General features: G+C 47.6%; 4 protein-coding genes. 2 read left to right on the top strand and 2 right to left on the bottom strand.

Going from position 1 to position 19,052, the window contains the following annotated elements:
• Nucleotides 1-3,977, bottom strand: a 3,977-nt coding sequence (locus tag R7Q41_RS22945) for a beta strand repeat-containing protein (RefSeq protein ID WP_318144673.1), incomplete at its 3' end; no start/stop codon positions are given.
• Between the two features lie 389 nt (nt 3,978-4,366).
• Between R7Q41_RS22945 and R7Q41_RS22950 the strand changes: the two genes are divergently transcribed.
• Both R7Q41_RS22950 and R7Q41_RS22955 read left to right on the top strand, forming a co-directional pair.
• Nucleotides 4,367-5,680, top strand: coding sequence for a TolC family outer membrane protein (locus tag R7Q41_RS22950; RefSeq protein WP_021707835.1), 1,314 nt, complete (start codon nt 4,367-4,369; stop codon nt 5,678-5,680).
• A 2-nt stretch (nt 5,681-5,682) separates the two neighbouring features.
• Complete coding sequence (locus R7Q41_RS22955) at nt 5,683-6,297, top strand: OmpA family protein (protein WP_005377363.1); 615 nt, start codon at nt 5,683-5,685, stop codon at nt 6,295-6,297.
• An 86-nt stretch (nt 6,298-6,383) separates the two neighbouring features.
• Here R7Q41_RS22955 and R7Q41_RS22960 read toward each other — a convergent pair.
• On the bottom strand, nt 6,384-19,052 hold a 12,669-nt coding region (locus R7Q41_RS22960; protein WP_318144674.1), incomplete at its 5' end, for a tandem-95 repeat protein.

Below are 19,052 nucleotides of genomic sequence, written 5' to 3' on the forward strand. Positions count from 1 at the left end.
GTCACGCTTGGACGGTCATCATCCGGATCAGGGCCCGGACCCGTGCCATCGTCCACTATCGTTGCCGTACCCGTATCGCTGCCTTGTACTGCGGCAATGCCGGTTACTGTCACACTGAAATCTTCAGGACCTTCATAAACGGCGTCATCAATGGAAGCAATACGCACATCAAACTCAGTTTGCCCCACTGGCACCGTTACCACGCCATCGTTTGGCACTGCCACCCAACCGCTCCCGGTGTTGTATTCTAGGGTGCCTAAGTCACCGGTTTCGGTGTCACCTAAGTTGAGGCCTAGCTCGACTTGTACTGTAGACTCGGAGGCGTTCGATAGCGTCACTTTGAAGTTCGCCGTATCCCCCTCATTGATGGTGCCAGCGTCTGAGATAGTCACGCTTGGACGGTCATCATCCGGATCAGGGCCCGGACCCGTGCCATCGTCCACGATCGTTGCCGTACCGGTATCGCTGCCTTGCACCGCCCCAATGCCAGTCACCGTCACGCTGAAATCTTCTGGGCCTTCGTACACCGCGTCATCAATGGAAGCAATACGCACATCAAACTCAGTTTGCCCCGCTGGCACCGTTACTACGCCATCGTTTGGCACTGCAACCCAACCGGAGCCTGTGTTGTATTCTAAGGTGCCTAAGTCACCGACTTCGGTATCGCCGAGATTAAGACCCAACTCTACTTGCGTTTCCGCTTCAGACGCGTTCGATAGCGTCACTTTGAAGTTCGCCGTATCACCCTCATTAATGGTGCCAGCATCGGTAATAGTCACGCTTGGACGGTCATCATCCGGATCAGGTCCTGGACCCGTGCCGTCATCCACTATCGTTGCCGTACCGGTATCGCTACCTTGCACCGCCCCAATGCCAGTCACCGTCACGCTGAAATCTTCTGGGCCTTCGTACACCGCGTCATCAATGGAAGCAATACGCACATCAAACTCAGTTTGCCCCGCTGGCACCGTTACTACGCCATCGTTTGGCACTGCAACCCAACCGGAGCCTGTGTTGTATTCTAAGGTGCCTAAGTCACCGACTTCGGTATCGCCGAGATTAAGACCCAACTCTACTTGCGTTTCCGCTTCAGACGCGTTCGATAGCGTCACTTTGAAGTTCGCTGTGTCACCCTCATTGATGGTGCCAGCGTCTGAAATAGTCACGCTTGGACGATCATCATCCGGATCGGGGCCTGGACCCGTGCCGTCGTCCACTATCGTCGCCGTACCCGTATCGCTGCCTTGCACTGCGCCAATGCCAGTCACCGTCACACTGAAATCTTCAGGGCCTTCGTACACCGCATCATCAATGGAAGCGATGCGCACATCAAACTCAGTTTGCCCTGCTGGCACCGTTACTACGCCATCGTTTGGCACTGCAACCCAACCGGAGCCTGTGTTGTATTCTAAGGTGCCTAAGTCACCGACTTCGGTATCGCCGAGATTAAGACCCAACTCTACTTGCGTTTCCGCTTCAGACGCGTTCGATAGCGTCACTTTGAAGTTCGCCGTATCACCCTCATTAATGGTGCCAGCATCGGTAATAGTCACGCTTGGACGATCATCATCCGGATCAGGGCCCGGACCACTGCCGTCATCCACTATCGTTGCCGTACCGGTATCGCTGCCTTGTACTGCCCCAATGCCAGTTACCGTGACACTGAAATCTTCAGGGCCTTCGTACACCGCATCATCAATGGAAGCAATGCGCACATCAAACTCAGTTTGCCCTGCCGGCACGGTCACCACACCATCGTTTGGCACTGTCACCCAACCGCTTCCGGTGTTGTATTCTAAGGTGCCTAAGTCACCGGTTTCGGTGTCACCTAAGTTGAGGCCAAGCTCGACTTGAACTGTAGACTCGGAGGCATTCGATAGCGTCACTTTGAAGTTGGCTGTCTCACCCTCATTAATGGTGCCAGCATCTGAAATAGTCACGCTTGGACGGTCATCATCCGGATCGGGGCCCGGACCCGTACCATCATCCACTATCGTTGCCGTACCCGTATCGCTGCCTTGCACCGCCCCAATGCCAGTCACCGTCACGCTGAAATCTTCTGGACCTTCATAAACAGCATCATCAATGGAAGCGATACGCACATCAAACTCGGTTTGCCCCGCTGGCACCGTTACTACGCCATCGTTTGGCACTGCAACCCAACCGGAGCCTGTGTTGTATTCCAAGGTACCTAAGTCACCGGCTTCGGTATCGCCCAAGTTCAGGCCTAGCTCGACTTGAACAGTGGACTCGGAGGCATTCGACAACGTCACTTTGAAGTTGGCTGTCTCACCCTCATTGATGGTGCCAGCATCTGAAATAGTCACATTCGGGCGGTCATCATCCGGATCGGGGCCTGGCCCAGTGCCATCGTCCACGATCGTCGCCGTCCCCGTATCGCTGCCTTGTACTGCGCCAATGCCGGTTACTGTCACACTGAAATCTTCAGGGCCTTCGTAAACGGCGTCATCAACAGAAGCGATGCGCACATCAAACTCAGTTTGCCCTGCTGGCACCGTTACTACGCCATCGTTTGGCACTGCAACCCAACCGGAGCCTGTGTTGTATTCTAAGGTGCCTAAGTCTCCAACTTCGGTGTCACCTAAGTTCAGGCCTAGCTCGACTTGAACAGTGGACTCGGAGGCATTCGACAGCGTCACTTTGAAGTTCGCTGTCTCACCCTCATTGATGGTGCCAGCATCTGAGATAGTCACGCTTGGACGGTCATCATCCGGATCAGGGCCCGGACCACTGCCGTCGTCCACGATCGTCGCCGTCCCCGTATCGCTGCCTTGCACTGCACCAATGCCAGTCACTGTCACACTGAAATCTTCAGGACCTTCATAAACGGCGTCATCAATGGAAGCGATACGCACATCAAACTCAGTTTGCCCCGCTGGCACCGTTACTACGCCATCGTTTGGCACTGCAACCCAACCGGAGCCTGTGTTGTATTCTAAGGTGCCTAAGTCTCCAACTTCGGTGTCACCTAAGTTCAGGCCTAGCTCGACTTGAACAGTGGACTCGGAGGCATTCGACAGCGTCACTTTGAAGTTCGCTGTCTCACCCTCATTAACCGTACCTGCATCACTCATCGTTACCGCTGGGCGATCATCATCAGGATTTGAGCCAGGTCCACTACCATCATCTAAAATAGTGGCAGTCCCAGTAACAGGTGTGCTTTGTTCTTCTGTCGTGCCAGAGAGCGTAAACGTTTCTGGGCCTTCAAATACAGAGTCGTCAATAGAGTCTATAGAGACCGTAAAGTCACTTTCACCCGGTGGGATCGAAATGGTAAAGGTTCCGCTTTCACCGACTGAAACTTCTTCTGTTGTACCATCAGAAAATGTTATGAGGACACGCTCATTGACGTAGTCACTCCCGTTCTCGTCAGCTGAGCCGCCTGTTGCGGTTCCATCAAGGAGAGAAAGAATGACATCAGTGTTGTCTTCAGTTGTTTGACTTAGAGTAATATCGAATACAACTTGGTCACCTTCGTTGATAGTCGGACTAGATATTTCTTGAACTAAGATAGTCGGTGGTACAGGGCCATTAATTACTCTGAAAAGATCCAACAAAGATAGTGCTTGAGTTGTAGATAGTCCGATTCCATCAATACCGACGGTCTCAAAATTCGTACTAGCCAACAATTCAGCGCCAGTACGATCTATTGCACCAGTATTTTGGGGGCTAGAACCACTTTCCTCACCTGCAGCTGGCTCAAAATCCTCACCAAGAGCAGTAGGGTCTTCTCCACTAGCGATAGCCTCGATTAGCGCAGTGACATCATCAGTAACGTTAATTGAACTACCTTGCGGTGTTACCTGTTGTACAATTAATTCTGATGTATCAGAAACTTCCTCAATAATTAATTCACCAGGCTGAGGTAGCTGACCACTTTCAAGACTTCTCAGGTTCCCATCAAGCCCTATAACCACGACATTGCTCATCAATGAACTTAACGCTACTCGATCCATGCTCTTCATCCTTGTATTAGTTTAATTAAAGGCTTGTTACTGCACTAAACACGTCTATAGTTTAGACAAAATATGAATTTTTCGTTTTATTCCAAGAGGATTTAGTTTTTTGAGAGTAATAAGGAAAATAACCGAAGAATTTGCCTTCATTTAAACCAGTTTCCGCTATGCTCTTAAGATAAAAAGGTTTTCTACGAAAAAATCGACCACTTACCAAGCAAGCTTTGCCTCGTATGCTAGAGTTTAGAGAGTAAGATTGTTGTTTTTTATTGAATTAAACATTTAAACATCAACAAGTTGATAATACGCACTAAGAAAATTCATTGTTTGTAACTTCTCGTCTCAAATATGAAACAGAATAAGAGCGACATGATTTTAGGAGAACTAACGTGAGATGGAATCGAGTACATATAGCCTGCTGTTGCTTAATAGTGTCTTCACCAGTTTTCGGTCAAACTCTAGAGCAAGCGGTTGCACAGACGCTACAAAATAACCCCGATATTAAGAGTGCATTTAACGAGTTTATGAGCCAGAAGTACATAAATGAAGCTTCATCAGGTGCTTACCTCCCCTCTGTTGATCTAGATGCTGGAATTGGATATGAAGGATTAGACCCGTCAGATGAAGTTGGTCGAGGAGACACGGATTACACTCGAAAGGAAGCTTCAGTGACACTGACCCAACTAATATGGGATGGTAGCGCTACATTAAATGATATTGATCGAACCGCAGCTGATGCTGAATCTGTTAGATTTCAACTCTTAGCAGATGCTTCAGATAAGGCACTTGAAGTGACTAAAGTGTACTTGGACGCTGTTAAAGCGTATGAAGTCCTAAAGCTTTCAGAAAACAACCTTGCTGTTCATAAAGATATTTACGATGACATTAAAAAACGAGTCAACTCGGGTATCGGCTCTACTGCTGACTTGACGCAGGTAGAAGCACGTTTGGCAAAAGCACACGGAAACTTAGCTGCTGCTCAAAATAACCTGTATGACTCTCACACGATGTTCACTCGTTTAGTCGGTCAAACACCACAAGGGTTAATCTTTCCGAGAGCGGACCAAAACTTTATCCCGTACACGGTTGATGAAGCGGTAGGCTTGGCATTTGAACTTCATCCCGTTATTCAAGTGGCGCTCGCAGACGTAGACTCGGCTAAGTTTCAATACAAACAGTCTAAAGGTGTTAATTACCCAACCATTTCAATTGAAGCTTCGCAAACATGGCGTGACGACGCTGATGGTTTAAAAGGTCGAAGTGATGAGACACTTGCCATGCTGCGTCTACGCTACAACCTATTCAATGGTGGCAGTGATGCAGCGAACTCAGAAAACTTTGCCTACCAGCTAAATAAAGCAAAAGACTTGCGTGAAGGTGCCTATCGCAATGTTGAAGAAGGGTTAAGGCTTTCTTGGAGTGCGCTTGATTTAACATTACAACAAAAAGAGTTTCTATCAGATCATGTAGACTCTGCGTCTGAAACCGTAATTGCTTACGAGAAGCAATATCGCATCGGTAAACGAACACTGCTTGATCTATTGAACACTGAAAACGAGCTCTTTGAGGCGCGTAAAGACTACTTAGATTCTAAATACGCAGAGCAGTACGCCAAATATCGAGTGATGAACGCAACTGGGCAACTGTTGAGTGCATTAAGGGTTGAAATGCCTAAAGAATGGCTAGAAGAAGTGGAGTATTAATTATGAAACACATAGCTTTTATTACACTCTCATTAATGCTCTCCGCATGCAGTTCATCAGATCGTGGTGATGAATATGATTACATAGATACCCCAATTGCCGATCAGTGGGCTGATCATATAGATGATGACTCTGACGGAGTCATTAACGAGCGAGATTTGTGCCCGGGTACACCTTTGGGTGCCGAAATAGACAACGACGGTTGCGGTTCGTACGTTGACTCCTCACAAGAAATGCAAATTCGAGTACTATTTGCGAACGATTCCGATGTGATCAACCCTATCTTTACGCAACAAATTCTTGAACTATCCGACTTTTTGAAAGAGTACCCGAACACGTCTATAGAGATTCAAGGTTATGCTAGTCGCACTGGTACTGCAGAACATAATCTTGACTTATCTAAGCGCCGCGCTGAAAACGTTAGAAAAGAGCTCATGAAGAACGGCATTAGTGGAGATAGAGTTACCATTGTCGGCTATGGAGACACAGTACTTGCGACACAAGGTACAGACCAAGTTAGTCACGCATTGAACCGTCGAGTAACCGCAACAGTGATTGGCCACAAGGGTGAAGTGAAGAAAGAATGGACCGTTTTCACAACACTTCCAAAAAGCTAGCACAACAATAAACAGACCGTAAAAATAAAAGGTCTAGCAAATTGCTAGACCTTTTTGATTTTAAATTTGACTACAGTTTAGCGCTACTACATGTCTTTGTACTGAGCTTCTAAACTCGCAATTAAGCTTTGAGTCACATCATCAACACTTGCACCGTCAAAATGGATGTCCAATGTCGAGCTCCCTTTTGTAATACTCAGGTTTGCCTCAGATCCCCCGTCTGGTGCCACTTCTACATGATACTCTCCGACATCACCAGTATGATCACCTGATTGAAGATCATTAAGAAGCTCTCCAATTTCATCTTTAGATAAGTCGTCAAACAGATCTGAGAAGTCTAGAGCGTCTTCATTTTTATTGAAGTCAGTGACAGTATCAACATCGTTAGTGACTTCACTCCACTTAAAGATGTCGGCCCCTTCTGACCCTGTTAAAGTATCACTACCTAAACCACCAATCAGAATATCATCCCCTTCACCGCCAACGAGTATGTCGTTGCCACCATGACCAAATAGTAAGTCATCACCAGCGCCGCCATATAAATTATCCGATTTATCTCCTTGGTGAGTTTGGTTGAATTCTTCCAAGTTATTTCTAACGTACTCATGTATATCTTCGCCGTCAACGGTAGACACATCCTGACCCGTTTGCTGCGCCACATGTGATTGAATCGCACTTAAGCCTTGTTCATTACCACCAAACTCAATTAAGTCACCTAACAAGATATCGTTACCTTCACCTCCTTGAATAGTGTCTGAACCTTGTTTGAGAGGTACATCTTGACCCAATATCGTTTCAGCAAGCTTAGTAACATCAATATCTGACTCTACCACACCATCAGTGTCATACTGCTTGAGTGTATGTTCATCAACGCCACTCCCAAGACCTATCGCTTCTATAGAGGACAATGCCGCTAGTACTTGATACATGTGTTGAGCTTGTGTCGAGCTATTCCCTTCATCGTAATAACGGATAGAGCCATAATATCTGTCGATATCGCCAAGGATTCTTCCTGTTAGCGGTGAATAAACCTTACCGTAACTATCTATAACGACATCACCTTTGTAGGTAACTGTTTGTCCGTATGAGTAATTGTTTTTACTCGCAATATCTTGCAGGGTAACAAGCTTGCCAGAATTATCGACGTCCAAAATCACTTTCGAGAATTCACTCGGTGCTACACCATAGAGGTATGTTGCTCTATTTGGTTGACCATCCGTAACAAAGTACGTGATATTTTGGCCATTAGGGTTAGGTTGACTGCTGAACCATTCAACGGCCGACTGTAAGCCCGCCTCATAGTTTGTGCCGCCAGAACCCTCATCATCAATTACACGATTCAACTCTTCTACAAACTCTTTTCTTGCTGTAAGAGAACTCAAGTCAACAGAAATCACCGCTGATGCACTTGAAGCAAATTCACTAAGGTGAATATTCACTGTCCCTGGCTTCTCTCCTTGATTTACCGCACTTAACAGCTCATCAAACACATCTAGCACTTCTTGCTTCGCAGTTCCTACCCAGTTACCCATGCTCCCTGAAGTGTCCAGAACAAATGCGATGTTGTAGTCCTGACCTGCAATGATCTCCAATCCTTGAACATCACCAACAATAATATCGTGATCGTCACTACCCGTTATCTGATCATTCCCATGCGATCCCGACTCCAACACATAGTCACGAGCTGTAAGCTCAACGGATTCAGTTGTTGAAGCTGCGTCATTATTTGATCCTTCAACAGACGTAGCAGTAACGCTTAGCGGGAACTCTAAGCTGCCTTCATAATCGAATGGCACTCTGATATCCAGGGAAAGCTTACCATCTGTACCAAGAGTGACAGGGTAATCTCCATTTGAATCTTGCTTAATTGCGACCCCATCAACATACACGTCAACACCGTCTGGTAGATCTTGTACAAGAGCAGTCTGCGCTAAATCCTCACTTCCATCGACATCAACTAGATCAACATCCACATCGACCGAAATCCAGCGATCTTGAAGCACTTCATAAGTGCCATCAGGTTTCAAATCAACAATTTTGTCTGCAAAAACAACGCGTTCAATTTCATATAAATGATCACCTCGGTCATCACTACCTGTATGATCGTTTACCGAATCGATAGAACGACTATCTAATAAAATCCAATATGGAACTTTACCTCCATGATCGTCTTTGAAGGTCATTTTGTAGTCATCAAAGTTCCCTGTTAAGTAGACTGTATCTTTACCATCATGCAGAGTAAGACTGGTCGCGTCATCACCATAAAACGTATCATTGTTACCACCGCCAACAAATACGTCATCGCCACCGCCACCATAGAATACATCGTTGAAATCTGTCCCAACAAACAAGCTGTCGGTGTCACTTAAGTCAGTATTGACTCCCAACACAACACCAGCGTGTGTATTAATTTTAGGTACTGCATTATCCAACCCAAGGTTGGCTGCGACAGCCTCATTTTCGGTATTGGTATTATTTATTGCCGATGTAGCTAAGTGATGGTTTGGATCAATAGCATCTCGTTTAACTAAGTCGCCAACATTGATCGTGATCGTAGGTGCATCTGCGATAGCAACAACATTGATATCAAGTGTATTTGTTACGCCAGTATTTGTGGTATAGCTAATTAATGGAACGTCACCTGACCAATGCTCAGCAGGTTCAAATATGTAACTACCATCTCGGTTTACTAGTAACGTACCACTAGTCAAAGAAACACTTTCGCCTACCTCGTAATCAGCACCATCGATAGTAAGATGATCTACCATCAGAATATTGTCGCCGTCAGAGTCATTAAGCAATACATTCCCTTGTAGAGTATTGTCTTCTATGGTTTCGCCCAAATCACTTTCCGTTTCCGTCGGTAAGTTCTCATGTACTACAACATTGATCGCCAAGTTAGATTCTGCTGAATCACCATTCGAGCTTTCTGTACTCGTTGCAGTCAAATTGATAGTGAAGTCATCATGGGAGCCCGCAGGTGGAGTCACAGTAAGTGCATCTAATGCCCAACTTGTCACGTCCAGTTCTTCATCAATAGTTGCGACAGTAATAGAACTATTTCCATCTGAAAGGATCGCACCTACAGGTAAGCCAGTTAGCGTGACTTTAAGTGATTCAGAGCCATCTGTATCATTTAAGCTTGCTTTAATTTCAGAGAGCGGTATCGCTGTATCTTGTAACCCTTCGTTCAGCTGGTATGTTTCGTAAAACGCAACACCATTAACTTCTTGTAGTTCAGACGTTCTGATATCAGTTGCTTCTAGTGCACTTTCATCACTAACTACGTAAAGACTACTATTGCTCAGGTTGACAGGCGCTTGTCCATTAATGGATACATCCACATTAAAGTTACCCGGACCACTTTGGTTATGGTGATAAATTTCAATTGGATAAAAGCCAGATACCGAAGGGGTAAAGCTAGCTCCCTTAATATCACCACTGTCGCTCCCCCAACGAGCTTGATCAAGTAACGTACCACCCAACTTGATTGCAAGGCTATCATCGGCTTGACCGACAAAGTCGTAACTCGAGCCAGCTTCGAGATAAACAAGAGATGTGACTAGAACGGCCTCATTTGCCAAGGTTGCATGAGTCCCTAAATCTTCCACATTTGCCCAACTCAATCGAGTACCATCGGCTTCATTAAGAGCGTTGATCGCTGAGATTAGAGTCTCTCCATTGACCCCCATACCATCACTAGAACCAACTTGAACATTACTCCATGTCGTAACGTTAAACTCTTGTTGAGGCAATGAGTTTAATGGCGTCACTGCAATTAAGTTCGGTTTGTCAGCTACAGGGTTCACGTCTATTGTCAGTGTCGACTCTTGACCAGAGCTCTGCCCATCTGTCGGTTTAAAACCAATTTGAGCGTAACTAGATTCCTGATCTCCGACTTGATTTCCGCCGAAGCTGTCACTGCCTGATTCATTTAATTCAGGTACAAAACGAACACCGTTTTCCTCAAAAAGCGATTTATCGAGGACTTGATCGATTTGTACAGACTGCCAATCGCCTTGCGAATCTCTGTACTCTAATGAGCCATCGCTAGGAAGCGTTGTAATTTGGACGGATAGATCTGATACATCAGAGTCCACATCGCTAATACCGAATGATGACCAATCAAGCATCACTTGAGTATCTTCATTCATCTCAACCACTGAAGGCGAAGATTCAGGAGCATCATTCACATTTACCAGAGAAACATTTACCTCGGCAGTATCAATCCCGCCAGTTCCATCGATAACCTCAACCTGAAGCGTATAATCGCCCAAGTCAACATCATCGATTGTCTTGTTCAATGAAATCTCTCCACTTGTCGGGTCGATATCAAAAATACCATTAGTGCTCGAGCCATCTGCAAAGCGGTATACAAGCACGTCATTATCGTGATCTTCAGCAACGACCGTGCCGATAACGGCCCCACTCACCGTGTTTTCGTTAACTGACCCGAAGTCGTAAACATCATCATTTGGTTTGTCACCAGCACTATCGCCGCCAGAAATAAACTCTGGAGCGTGCTGAGCATCTATAATAGAGACTGTTGCTTCATTCGAGTCACTTGCAAGCGTCGAATCTGCACCAACCGTATCAATTAGAGTCACGGTTAGGTTTTCAAGATCTTCGTAAATACCATCATCGAGAGTTTTTATATCAATCGGCGCCGACGTTTTACCCGCTGGAATCGTGACTGTGTACGTACTTGGAGCAATATAATCTTTGTCATCAACATTCCCTCCGATTGTGAATGTTACCAGTACATCTTCATCTGCTTTTTGGTCAATGTTGACGATAAATTTTGCATCACTACCTTCATCAACTGAGGATTGATCTGAGCTAATAGTCACTTTCGGTGCACTTTGGGCATCAACGATCACAACACTTGCGCTGTTATTTGAAGCAATGCTCGCATCAGCGCCATCAACCTCTTTAATGGTTACTGTGAAAGATTCTGCGCCCTCATAAATACCATCGGTGACCGTCAGTAAGTCAAGAGCAGCTGAAGATTGACCCGCAGGAACTTCAACACTCAGAACGCCAACAAAATCTTTTCCATCTTGGGCCACGCCACTATATTCGACATGAACCGTAACACTCTCATCTGCAACTTTATCAAGTGTCAGCGTAAAGCCTGCCGTTTCACCTTCATTTACGCTATTTTGATCGGCACTAATACTAACTAAAGGTGCAGGATCAGAATCCACAATATTTGCGTTACCAGTTGCAATACCATTACTGGTGACACTACCGATTTCCGTAACCGTAAGACCAAAGCTCTCATCACCTTCATGGACATTATCTAGTTTGGTCGGGACTGCGACTTTAATTTCAGCGACACCTGGAGGTATAGTAACGTCTCCATTAGGCGCTATATCTAATGTTTGAGTTTGACCATGAGTATCCACATAGGTCACTACCATAGTGCCTAGATCAACATCTTCCGCAGTATAGCTATCATTTGTTGTTGACTTCAGATTGACGACAACGGCCTCTTGAACAGGGTTAGAGAGTAAAACGGTAAATATTGCGTCAGTTCCTTCAATGACATCGCCGGCATCTACTACGCTAAGTTTTGTACTGTCATTATCAAGAACTGTTGCCGTCCCCGTTTCACCGCCGATCTCAAGAACGATCGTTTCGCTGCTTTCCACAACCAAGTCATCAATAGTCGGAATCGATATTTCGAAGCTACTTATACCTGCAGGAACAATCAAGTAACCACCTAAGAAAACAACACCATTTGTATAGGTTGCATTTGATAGATTTACGTCATTCTTATCAACTGAAGAACCTTGAGCAAGCATATCAACTTGGTACTTAACGGCAGTGCTAGTGGTTTCATTTAGAACAACCGAGAACGTGACATTGTCACCCTCAGTCACGCTATCACCGACCACAGACAGGCTTGGCCCATTTTCAGCAATATTACCATCTAGCATTTCATTAACGATATTGACTGTAGATGGATCGCTAACGCCATTTTCAGAGTCGACTGCCACATATCCAAAGCTGTCTTCGGCAGGTACACCTTCTACATAACGTAACTCCCAGTTCCCTTCATTTTTCGTAGAAAAATCTAACTGAGTAATGACCGAACCTTCAGGAAGAGCTAGATCTTTCCCATAACCAACGCTTGTTTCTTGGAATAGCATGAAGTTGCCTTCAGGCTTCAAAAACTCGAACGTTTGAGTCTGTTGGACATTATTTGAATCTAAGTATGTAACCGTAATAAGTGCTGCGTTGTCATCACCGTAATCAAACAATCCACCTAATCCATCTAAGCCAAGGTTTACGCTGCCCACAGGATTATTAGACAAATCGATCGTAATCGTTTCACCTTTCTCAATACCCTGCCCATCATTGTCAGCGATACCATTGCCGATGTGTGACACCTGGCGGTTGTACTGCGCAAGCTCACCGCTATCAGAAGAAATGGTGATAGAAGCTCCATTTGCTAAATGCTCAGTACGGGAGTGTGATGGACCTCCGTCCTCACTTAGCCCCCAATTATTGAAATCTGTTGTAGACTCGGAACTATTTGGTGTATCTGGGCGATCCTTGATACCTAATAAGAAACCCACATTATCAGCTTCATAGTAAAGGCTGTCTTTGTCATAAAGCGTATCGCTTACTTCTTTAATTTCGTGCAACTCACCATCACTATCTTTAAAGAACAACGTACCTGAGGTTGGCAGTTCAGTAATTCGGACATGTAGATCGTTGCCTTTTAAGTCGTCTTCAACATCCGCGATATGATCTTGAGAGTCACCGTGACCCAGAGGCTTCGTATCGGTATCAAACACAACGTGCGTAAGCTGATCATCGGCCACATGCGTAAAGTCTTCACTGTCAGGTTTGTCGTTTACTGGCGTGACATCGACGTTAACAATGGTGGATTCACTGACACCACCGGAGGTGACGATGTAGGTGAAGCTGTCTGCCCCGTGGAAGTTGTCGTTTGGCGTGTAAGTGACGCTGCCGTCCGGGTTGACCGAGACCGTGCCGTTGGCTGGACCGTTATTGCTATCGAGCGACACCACTTTGTCGTCGCCTTCGAACGTGTCGTTACCTAAAACCTTGATGATGGTTGGTGTGTCTTCCACAACCGTCGCGCGGTCAGATTCAATATCTGCCACAGGCGCCACTGTGAAGTTCACCGTTTGGCTAACGCTTTCACCGCTTGGATCGGTGGCAGTAAAGGTCAACGCTTCAGAGCCGTTCCAGTCCGCAGTTGGGCTAATGGTCGCGATGCCATTTTCAATCGACACCAACACGTTGCTGTTGCCGGACACTGAGAAGTTCAATGCGGAGTCGCTGTCTTTAAATGCGTCGTTTAAATCAATCGTGTAGATCGTAAAATCTTCTGCTAACACTTGATCTGAAATCACATTGTCGACTGTTGGTGCATCGTTAACGCGATTCACAATCAAACTATCACTGTCGCTAACCGTTGGATTAACACCATCCGATACTGATGCGCTGATCGTTAGGTCTTTAAGGTTGAGTTCGTCGTTGTTAACCGCGTCAACACCCGCTTGAGTCAGTTTGACTTCATCGCCAACTAGCGCAAAGTAGCCGTTTGAGTTGTTTTCTAAAGAAACGGTTAATTGCTCTTCTGGCGTGTCGATATCAGCGACTTCCAACGTTGCCACTACCGTATCGGTATTCACTGCATCTTCAGTGATACTTTCTACAGCATCGACCTTGATCGTTGGCGCATCGTTTACTGGGTTAACGGTAACAGCTACTTTCGCTTGGTCAGTCAGCGAACCATCAGTGATGGTGTAAGTGATTTCGGCGTCACCATGGAAGTTCTCAGCCGGTGTGAAGACCAGTTTGCCATCAACGATCTCAACTGTGCCTTGTGTTTCAGGTACGGAAGCCGATTCAATCGACAGCTTATCACCATCAATATCGGTGTCGTTTGGCAGGACATCAATCGTCACTGGCGTGTCTTCGTCAGTGACAGCGGTATCATCTTTTGCCACTGGCGCGTCATTCACTGGCGTGACATCGATGTTCACCGTGGTGAATTCCGATACCCCACCGGAGGTAACGATGTACGTGAAGCTGTCTGTACCGTGGAAGTTGTCGTTTGGCGTGTAAGTGACGCTGCCGTCCGGGTTGACCGAGACCGTGCCGTTCGCTGGACCGTTATTGCTATCCAGCGACACCACTTTGTCGTCGCCTTCGAACGTGTCGTTACCTAAAACCTTAATGATGGTCGGCGTGTCTTCCACAACCGTCGCGCGGTCAGATTCAATATCTGCCACAGGCGCAACTGTGAAGTTCACCGTTTGGCTGACGCTTTCACCGCTTGGGTCGGTCGCCGTAAAGGTTAACGCTTCTGAGCCGTTCCAGTCTGCGGTTGGAGTGAACGTAGCAATCCCATTGACGATCGCCACTTGAATGTTGCTGTTGCCAGAGACGCTAAACGTTAACTCACCATCAACGTTATCCACATCACTGAAGGCCGTATTCAGATCGATGCTGTATGGCGTAAAATCTTCCGCCAAGGTTTGGTCTGCAATGTTGCTTTCAACCACAGGCGTGTCGTTCACCGCATTCACGGTGACGTTGACCGTTGCTTGGTCAGTCAGTGCACCATCAGTAATCGTGTAAGTAATTTCAGCGTCACCATGGAAGTTCTCAGCCGGTGTGAAGACCAGTTTGCCATCAACGATCTCAACTGTGCCTTGTGTTTCAGGTACGGAAGCCGATTCAATCGACAGCTTATCACCATCAATATCGGTGTCGTTTGGCAGGACATCAATCGTCACTGGCGTGTCTTCGTCAGTGACAGCGGTATCATCTTTTGCCACTGGCGCGTCATTCACTGGCGTGACATCGATGTTCACCGTGGTGAATTCCGATACCCCACCGGAGGTAACGATGTACGTGAAGCTGTCTGTACCGTGGAAGTTGTCGTTTGGCGTGTAAGTGACGCTGCCGTCCGGGTTGACCGAGACCGTGCCGTTGGCTGGACCGTTATTGGTATCCAGCGACACCACTTTATCGTCGCCTTCGAACGTGTCGTTACCTAAAACCTTAATGATGGTTGGCGTGTCTTCCACAACCGTCGCTTTATCTGCCACGATATCCGCCACTGGCGCTACTATGAAGTTCACCGTTTGGCTAACGCTCTCGCCGCTTGGATCGGTGGCCGTAAAGGTTAGGCTCTCTGAGCCGTTCCAGTCTGCGGTTGGAGTGAACGTAGCAATACCGTTGACGATCGCCACTTGAATGTTGCTGTTACCAGAGACGCTGAAGGTCAGATCGCCATCGACGTTATCTACATCGCTGAAAGCGGTATTCAGATCGATGCTGTATGGGGTGAAATCTTCCGCCAAGGTTTGGTCTGCAATGCTACTTTCAACCACAGGCGTGTCGTTCACCGCATTCACGGTGACGTTGACCGTCGCTTGGTCAGTCAGTGAACCATCGGTAACGGTGTAAGTGATTTCAGCATCGCCATTGAAGTTCTCAGCTGGTGTGAACACCAATTTGCCATCAACAATTTCGACTTTACCTTGTGCTTCAGGTACAGACGCCGATTGGATAGACAGCGTATCACCATCAATATCAGTATCGTTTGGCAGAACATCAATCGTCACTGGCGTGTCTTCGTCAGTGACAGCGGTATCATCTTTTGCCACTGGCGCGTCATTCACTGGCGTGACATCGATGTTCACCGTGGTGAATTCCGATACCCCACCGGAGGTAACGATGTACGTGAAGCTGTCTGTACCGTGGAAGTTGTCGTTTGGCGTGTAAGTGACGCTGCCGTCCGGGTTGACCGAGACCGTGCCGTTGGCTGGACCGTTATTGGTATCCAGCGACACCACTTTGTCGCTGCCTTCAAACGTGTCGTTACCTAGGACGTTAATGATGGTCGGCGTGTCTTCCACAACCGTCGCGTTGTCTGCCACGATGTCCGCCACAGGCGCCACTGTGAAGTTCACCGTTTGGCTGACGCTTTCACCGCTTGGATCGGTGGCCATAAACGTTAGGGTTTCTGAGCCGTTCCAGTCTGCCGTTGGGCTAATGGTCGCAATGCCATTTTCTATTGAGACATTGACATTACTGTTGCCAGAGACGCTAAACGTTAACTCGCCATCGACGTTATCCACATCACTGAAAGCCGTATTTAGATCGATGGTGTATGGCGTGAAATCTTCCGCCAAGGTTTGGTCTGCGAGGTTGCTTTCAACCACAGGCGTGTCGTTCACTGCATTCACGGTGACGTTGACCGTCGCTTGGTCAGTCAGTGCACCATCGCTAACGGTGTAAGTGATTTCAGCGTCACCATGGAAGTTCTCAGCCGGTGTGAACACCAACTTGCCGTCAACAATTTCAACTGTACCTTGGTCACTCGGCACAGACGCCGAATCAATGCTTAACGTATCACCATCGATGTCAGTATCGTTTGGTAGGACATCAATCGTCACTGGCGTGTCTTCGTCAGTGACAGCGGTATCATCTTTTGCCACTGGCGCGTCATTCACTGGCGTGACATCGATGTTCACCGTGGTGAATTCCGATACCCCACCGGAGGTAACGATGTACGTGAAGCTGTCTGTACCGTGGAAGTTGTCGTTTGGCGTGTAAGTGACGCTGCCGTCCGGGTTGACCGAGACCGTGCCGTTGGCTGGACCGTTATTGCTATCGAGCGACACCACTTTGTCGTCGCCTTCGAACGTGTCGTTACCTAAAACCTTGATGATGGTTGGTGTGTCTTCCACAACCGTCGCGCGGTCAGATTCAATATCTGCCACAGGCGCCACTGTGAAGTTCACCGTTTGGCTAACGCTCTCGCCGCTTGGATCGGTGGCCGTAAAGGTTAGGCTCTCTGAGCCGTTCCAGTCTGCGGTTGGAGTGAACGTAGCAATACCGTTGACGATCGCCACTTGAATGTTGCTGTTACCAGAGACGCTGAAGGTCAGATCGCCATCGACGTTATCTACATCGCTGAAAGCGGTATTCAGATCGATGCTGTATGGGGTGAAATCTTCCGCCAAGGTTTGGTCTGCAATGCTACTTTCAACCACAGGCGTGTCGTTCACCGCATTCACGGTGACGTTGACCGTTGCTTGGTCAGTCAGTGCACCATCAGTAATCGTGTAAGTAATTTCAGCGTCACCATGGAAGTTCTCAGCCGGTGTGAACACCAACTTGCCGTCAACAATTTCAACTGTACCTTGGTCACTCGGCACAGACGCCGAATCAATGCTTAACGTATCACCATCGATGTCAGTATCGTTTGGTAGGACATCAATCGTCACTGGCGTGTCTTCGTCAGTAACAGCGGTATCATCTTTTGCCACTGGCGCGTCATTCACTGGTGTGACATCGACGTTCACCGTGGTGGACTCTGACACCCCACCGGAGGTGACGATGTACGTGAAGCTGTCTGTACCGTGGTAGTTGTCGTTTGGCGTGTAGGTTACGCTGCCGTCCGGGTTGACCGAGACCGTGCCGTTAGCTGGACCGTTGTTGGTATCCAGCGACACCACTTTGTCGTCGCCTTCAAACGTGTCGTTACCTAAGACCTTGATGATGGTTGGCGTATCTTCTACAACCGTCGCGTTGTCTGCCACGATGTCCGCCACAGGCGCTACCGTGAAGTTCACCGTTTGGCTAACGCTTTCGCCGCTTGGATCGGTGGCAGTAAACGTCAACGCTTCTGAGCCGTTCCAGTCTGCCGTTGGGCTAATAGTCGCAATGCCATTTTCTATTGAGACATTGACATTACTGTTGCCAGAAACGCTGAAGCTCAGATCGCCATCCACGTTATCCACGTCGCTGAACGCGGTATTTAGATCGATGCTGTATGGCGTAAAGTCTTCTGCCAAGGCTTGGTCTGCGATGCTACTTTCAACCACAGGCGTGTCATTCACCGCATTCACGGTGACGTTGACCGTCGCTTGGTCGGTCAGCGAACCATCGGTGATGGTGTAAGTGATTTCAGCATCACCATGGAAGTTCTCGGCCGGTGTAAACACCAGTTTGCCGTCAACAATCTCGACTGTGCCTTGGTCACTCGGCACAGACGCCGATTGGATAGACAGCTTATCGCCATCAATGTCGGTGTCGTTTGGCAGAACATCAATTGTCACTGGCGTGTCTTCGTCAGTAACAGCTGTATCATCTTTTGCCACTGGCGCGTCATTCACTGGTGTGACATCGACGTTCACCGTGGTGGACTCCGATACCCCACCGGAGGTGACGATGTACGTGAAGCTGTCTGTACCGTGGAAGTTGTCGTTTGGCGTGTAAGTGACGCTGCCGTCCGGGTTGACCGAGACCGTGCCGTTGGCTGGACCGTTATTGGTATCCAGCGACACCACTTTATCGTCGCCTTCGAACGTGTCGTTACCTAAAACCTTAATGATGGTTGGCGTGTCTTCCACAACCGTCGCTTTATCTGCCACGATATCCGCCACTGGCGCTACTATGAAGTTCACCGTTTGGCTAACGCTCTCGCCGCTTGGATCGGTGGCCGTAAAGGTTAACGCTTCTGAGCCGTTCCAGTCTGCGGTTGGGCTAATGGTCGCGATGCCATTTTCAATCGAAACCAACACGTTGCTGTTGCCAGAGACGCTAAACGTTAACTCACCATCGGCGTTATCCACATCACTGAAGGCCGTATTCAGATCGATGCTGTATGGCGTAAAATCTTCCGCCAAGGTTTGGTCTGCAATGTTGCTTTCAACCACAGGCGTGTCGTTCACCGCATTCACGGTGACGTTGAC

This window comes from Vibrio sp. 2096 (assembly GCF_033339595.1).
Classification (GTDB): domain Bacteria; phylum Pseudomonadota; class Gammaproteobacteria; order Enterobacterales; family Vibrionaceae; genus Vibrio; species Vibrio alginolyticus.

Coding starts and splice junctions, on each gene's coding strand:
- R7Q41_RS22955 (WP_005377363.1), top strand. CDS start 5,683: ATGAAACACATAGCTTTTATTACACTCTCATTAATGCTCTCCGCATGC.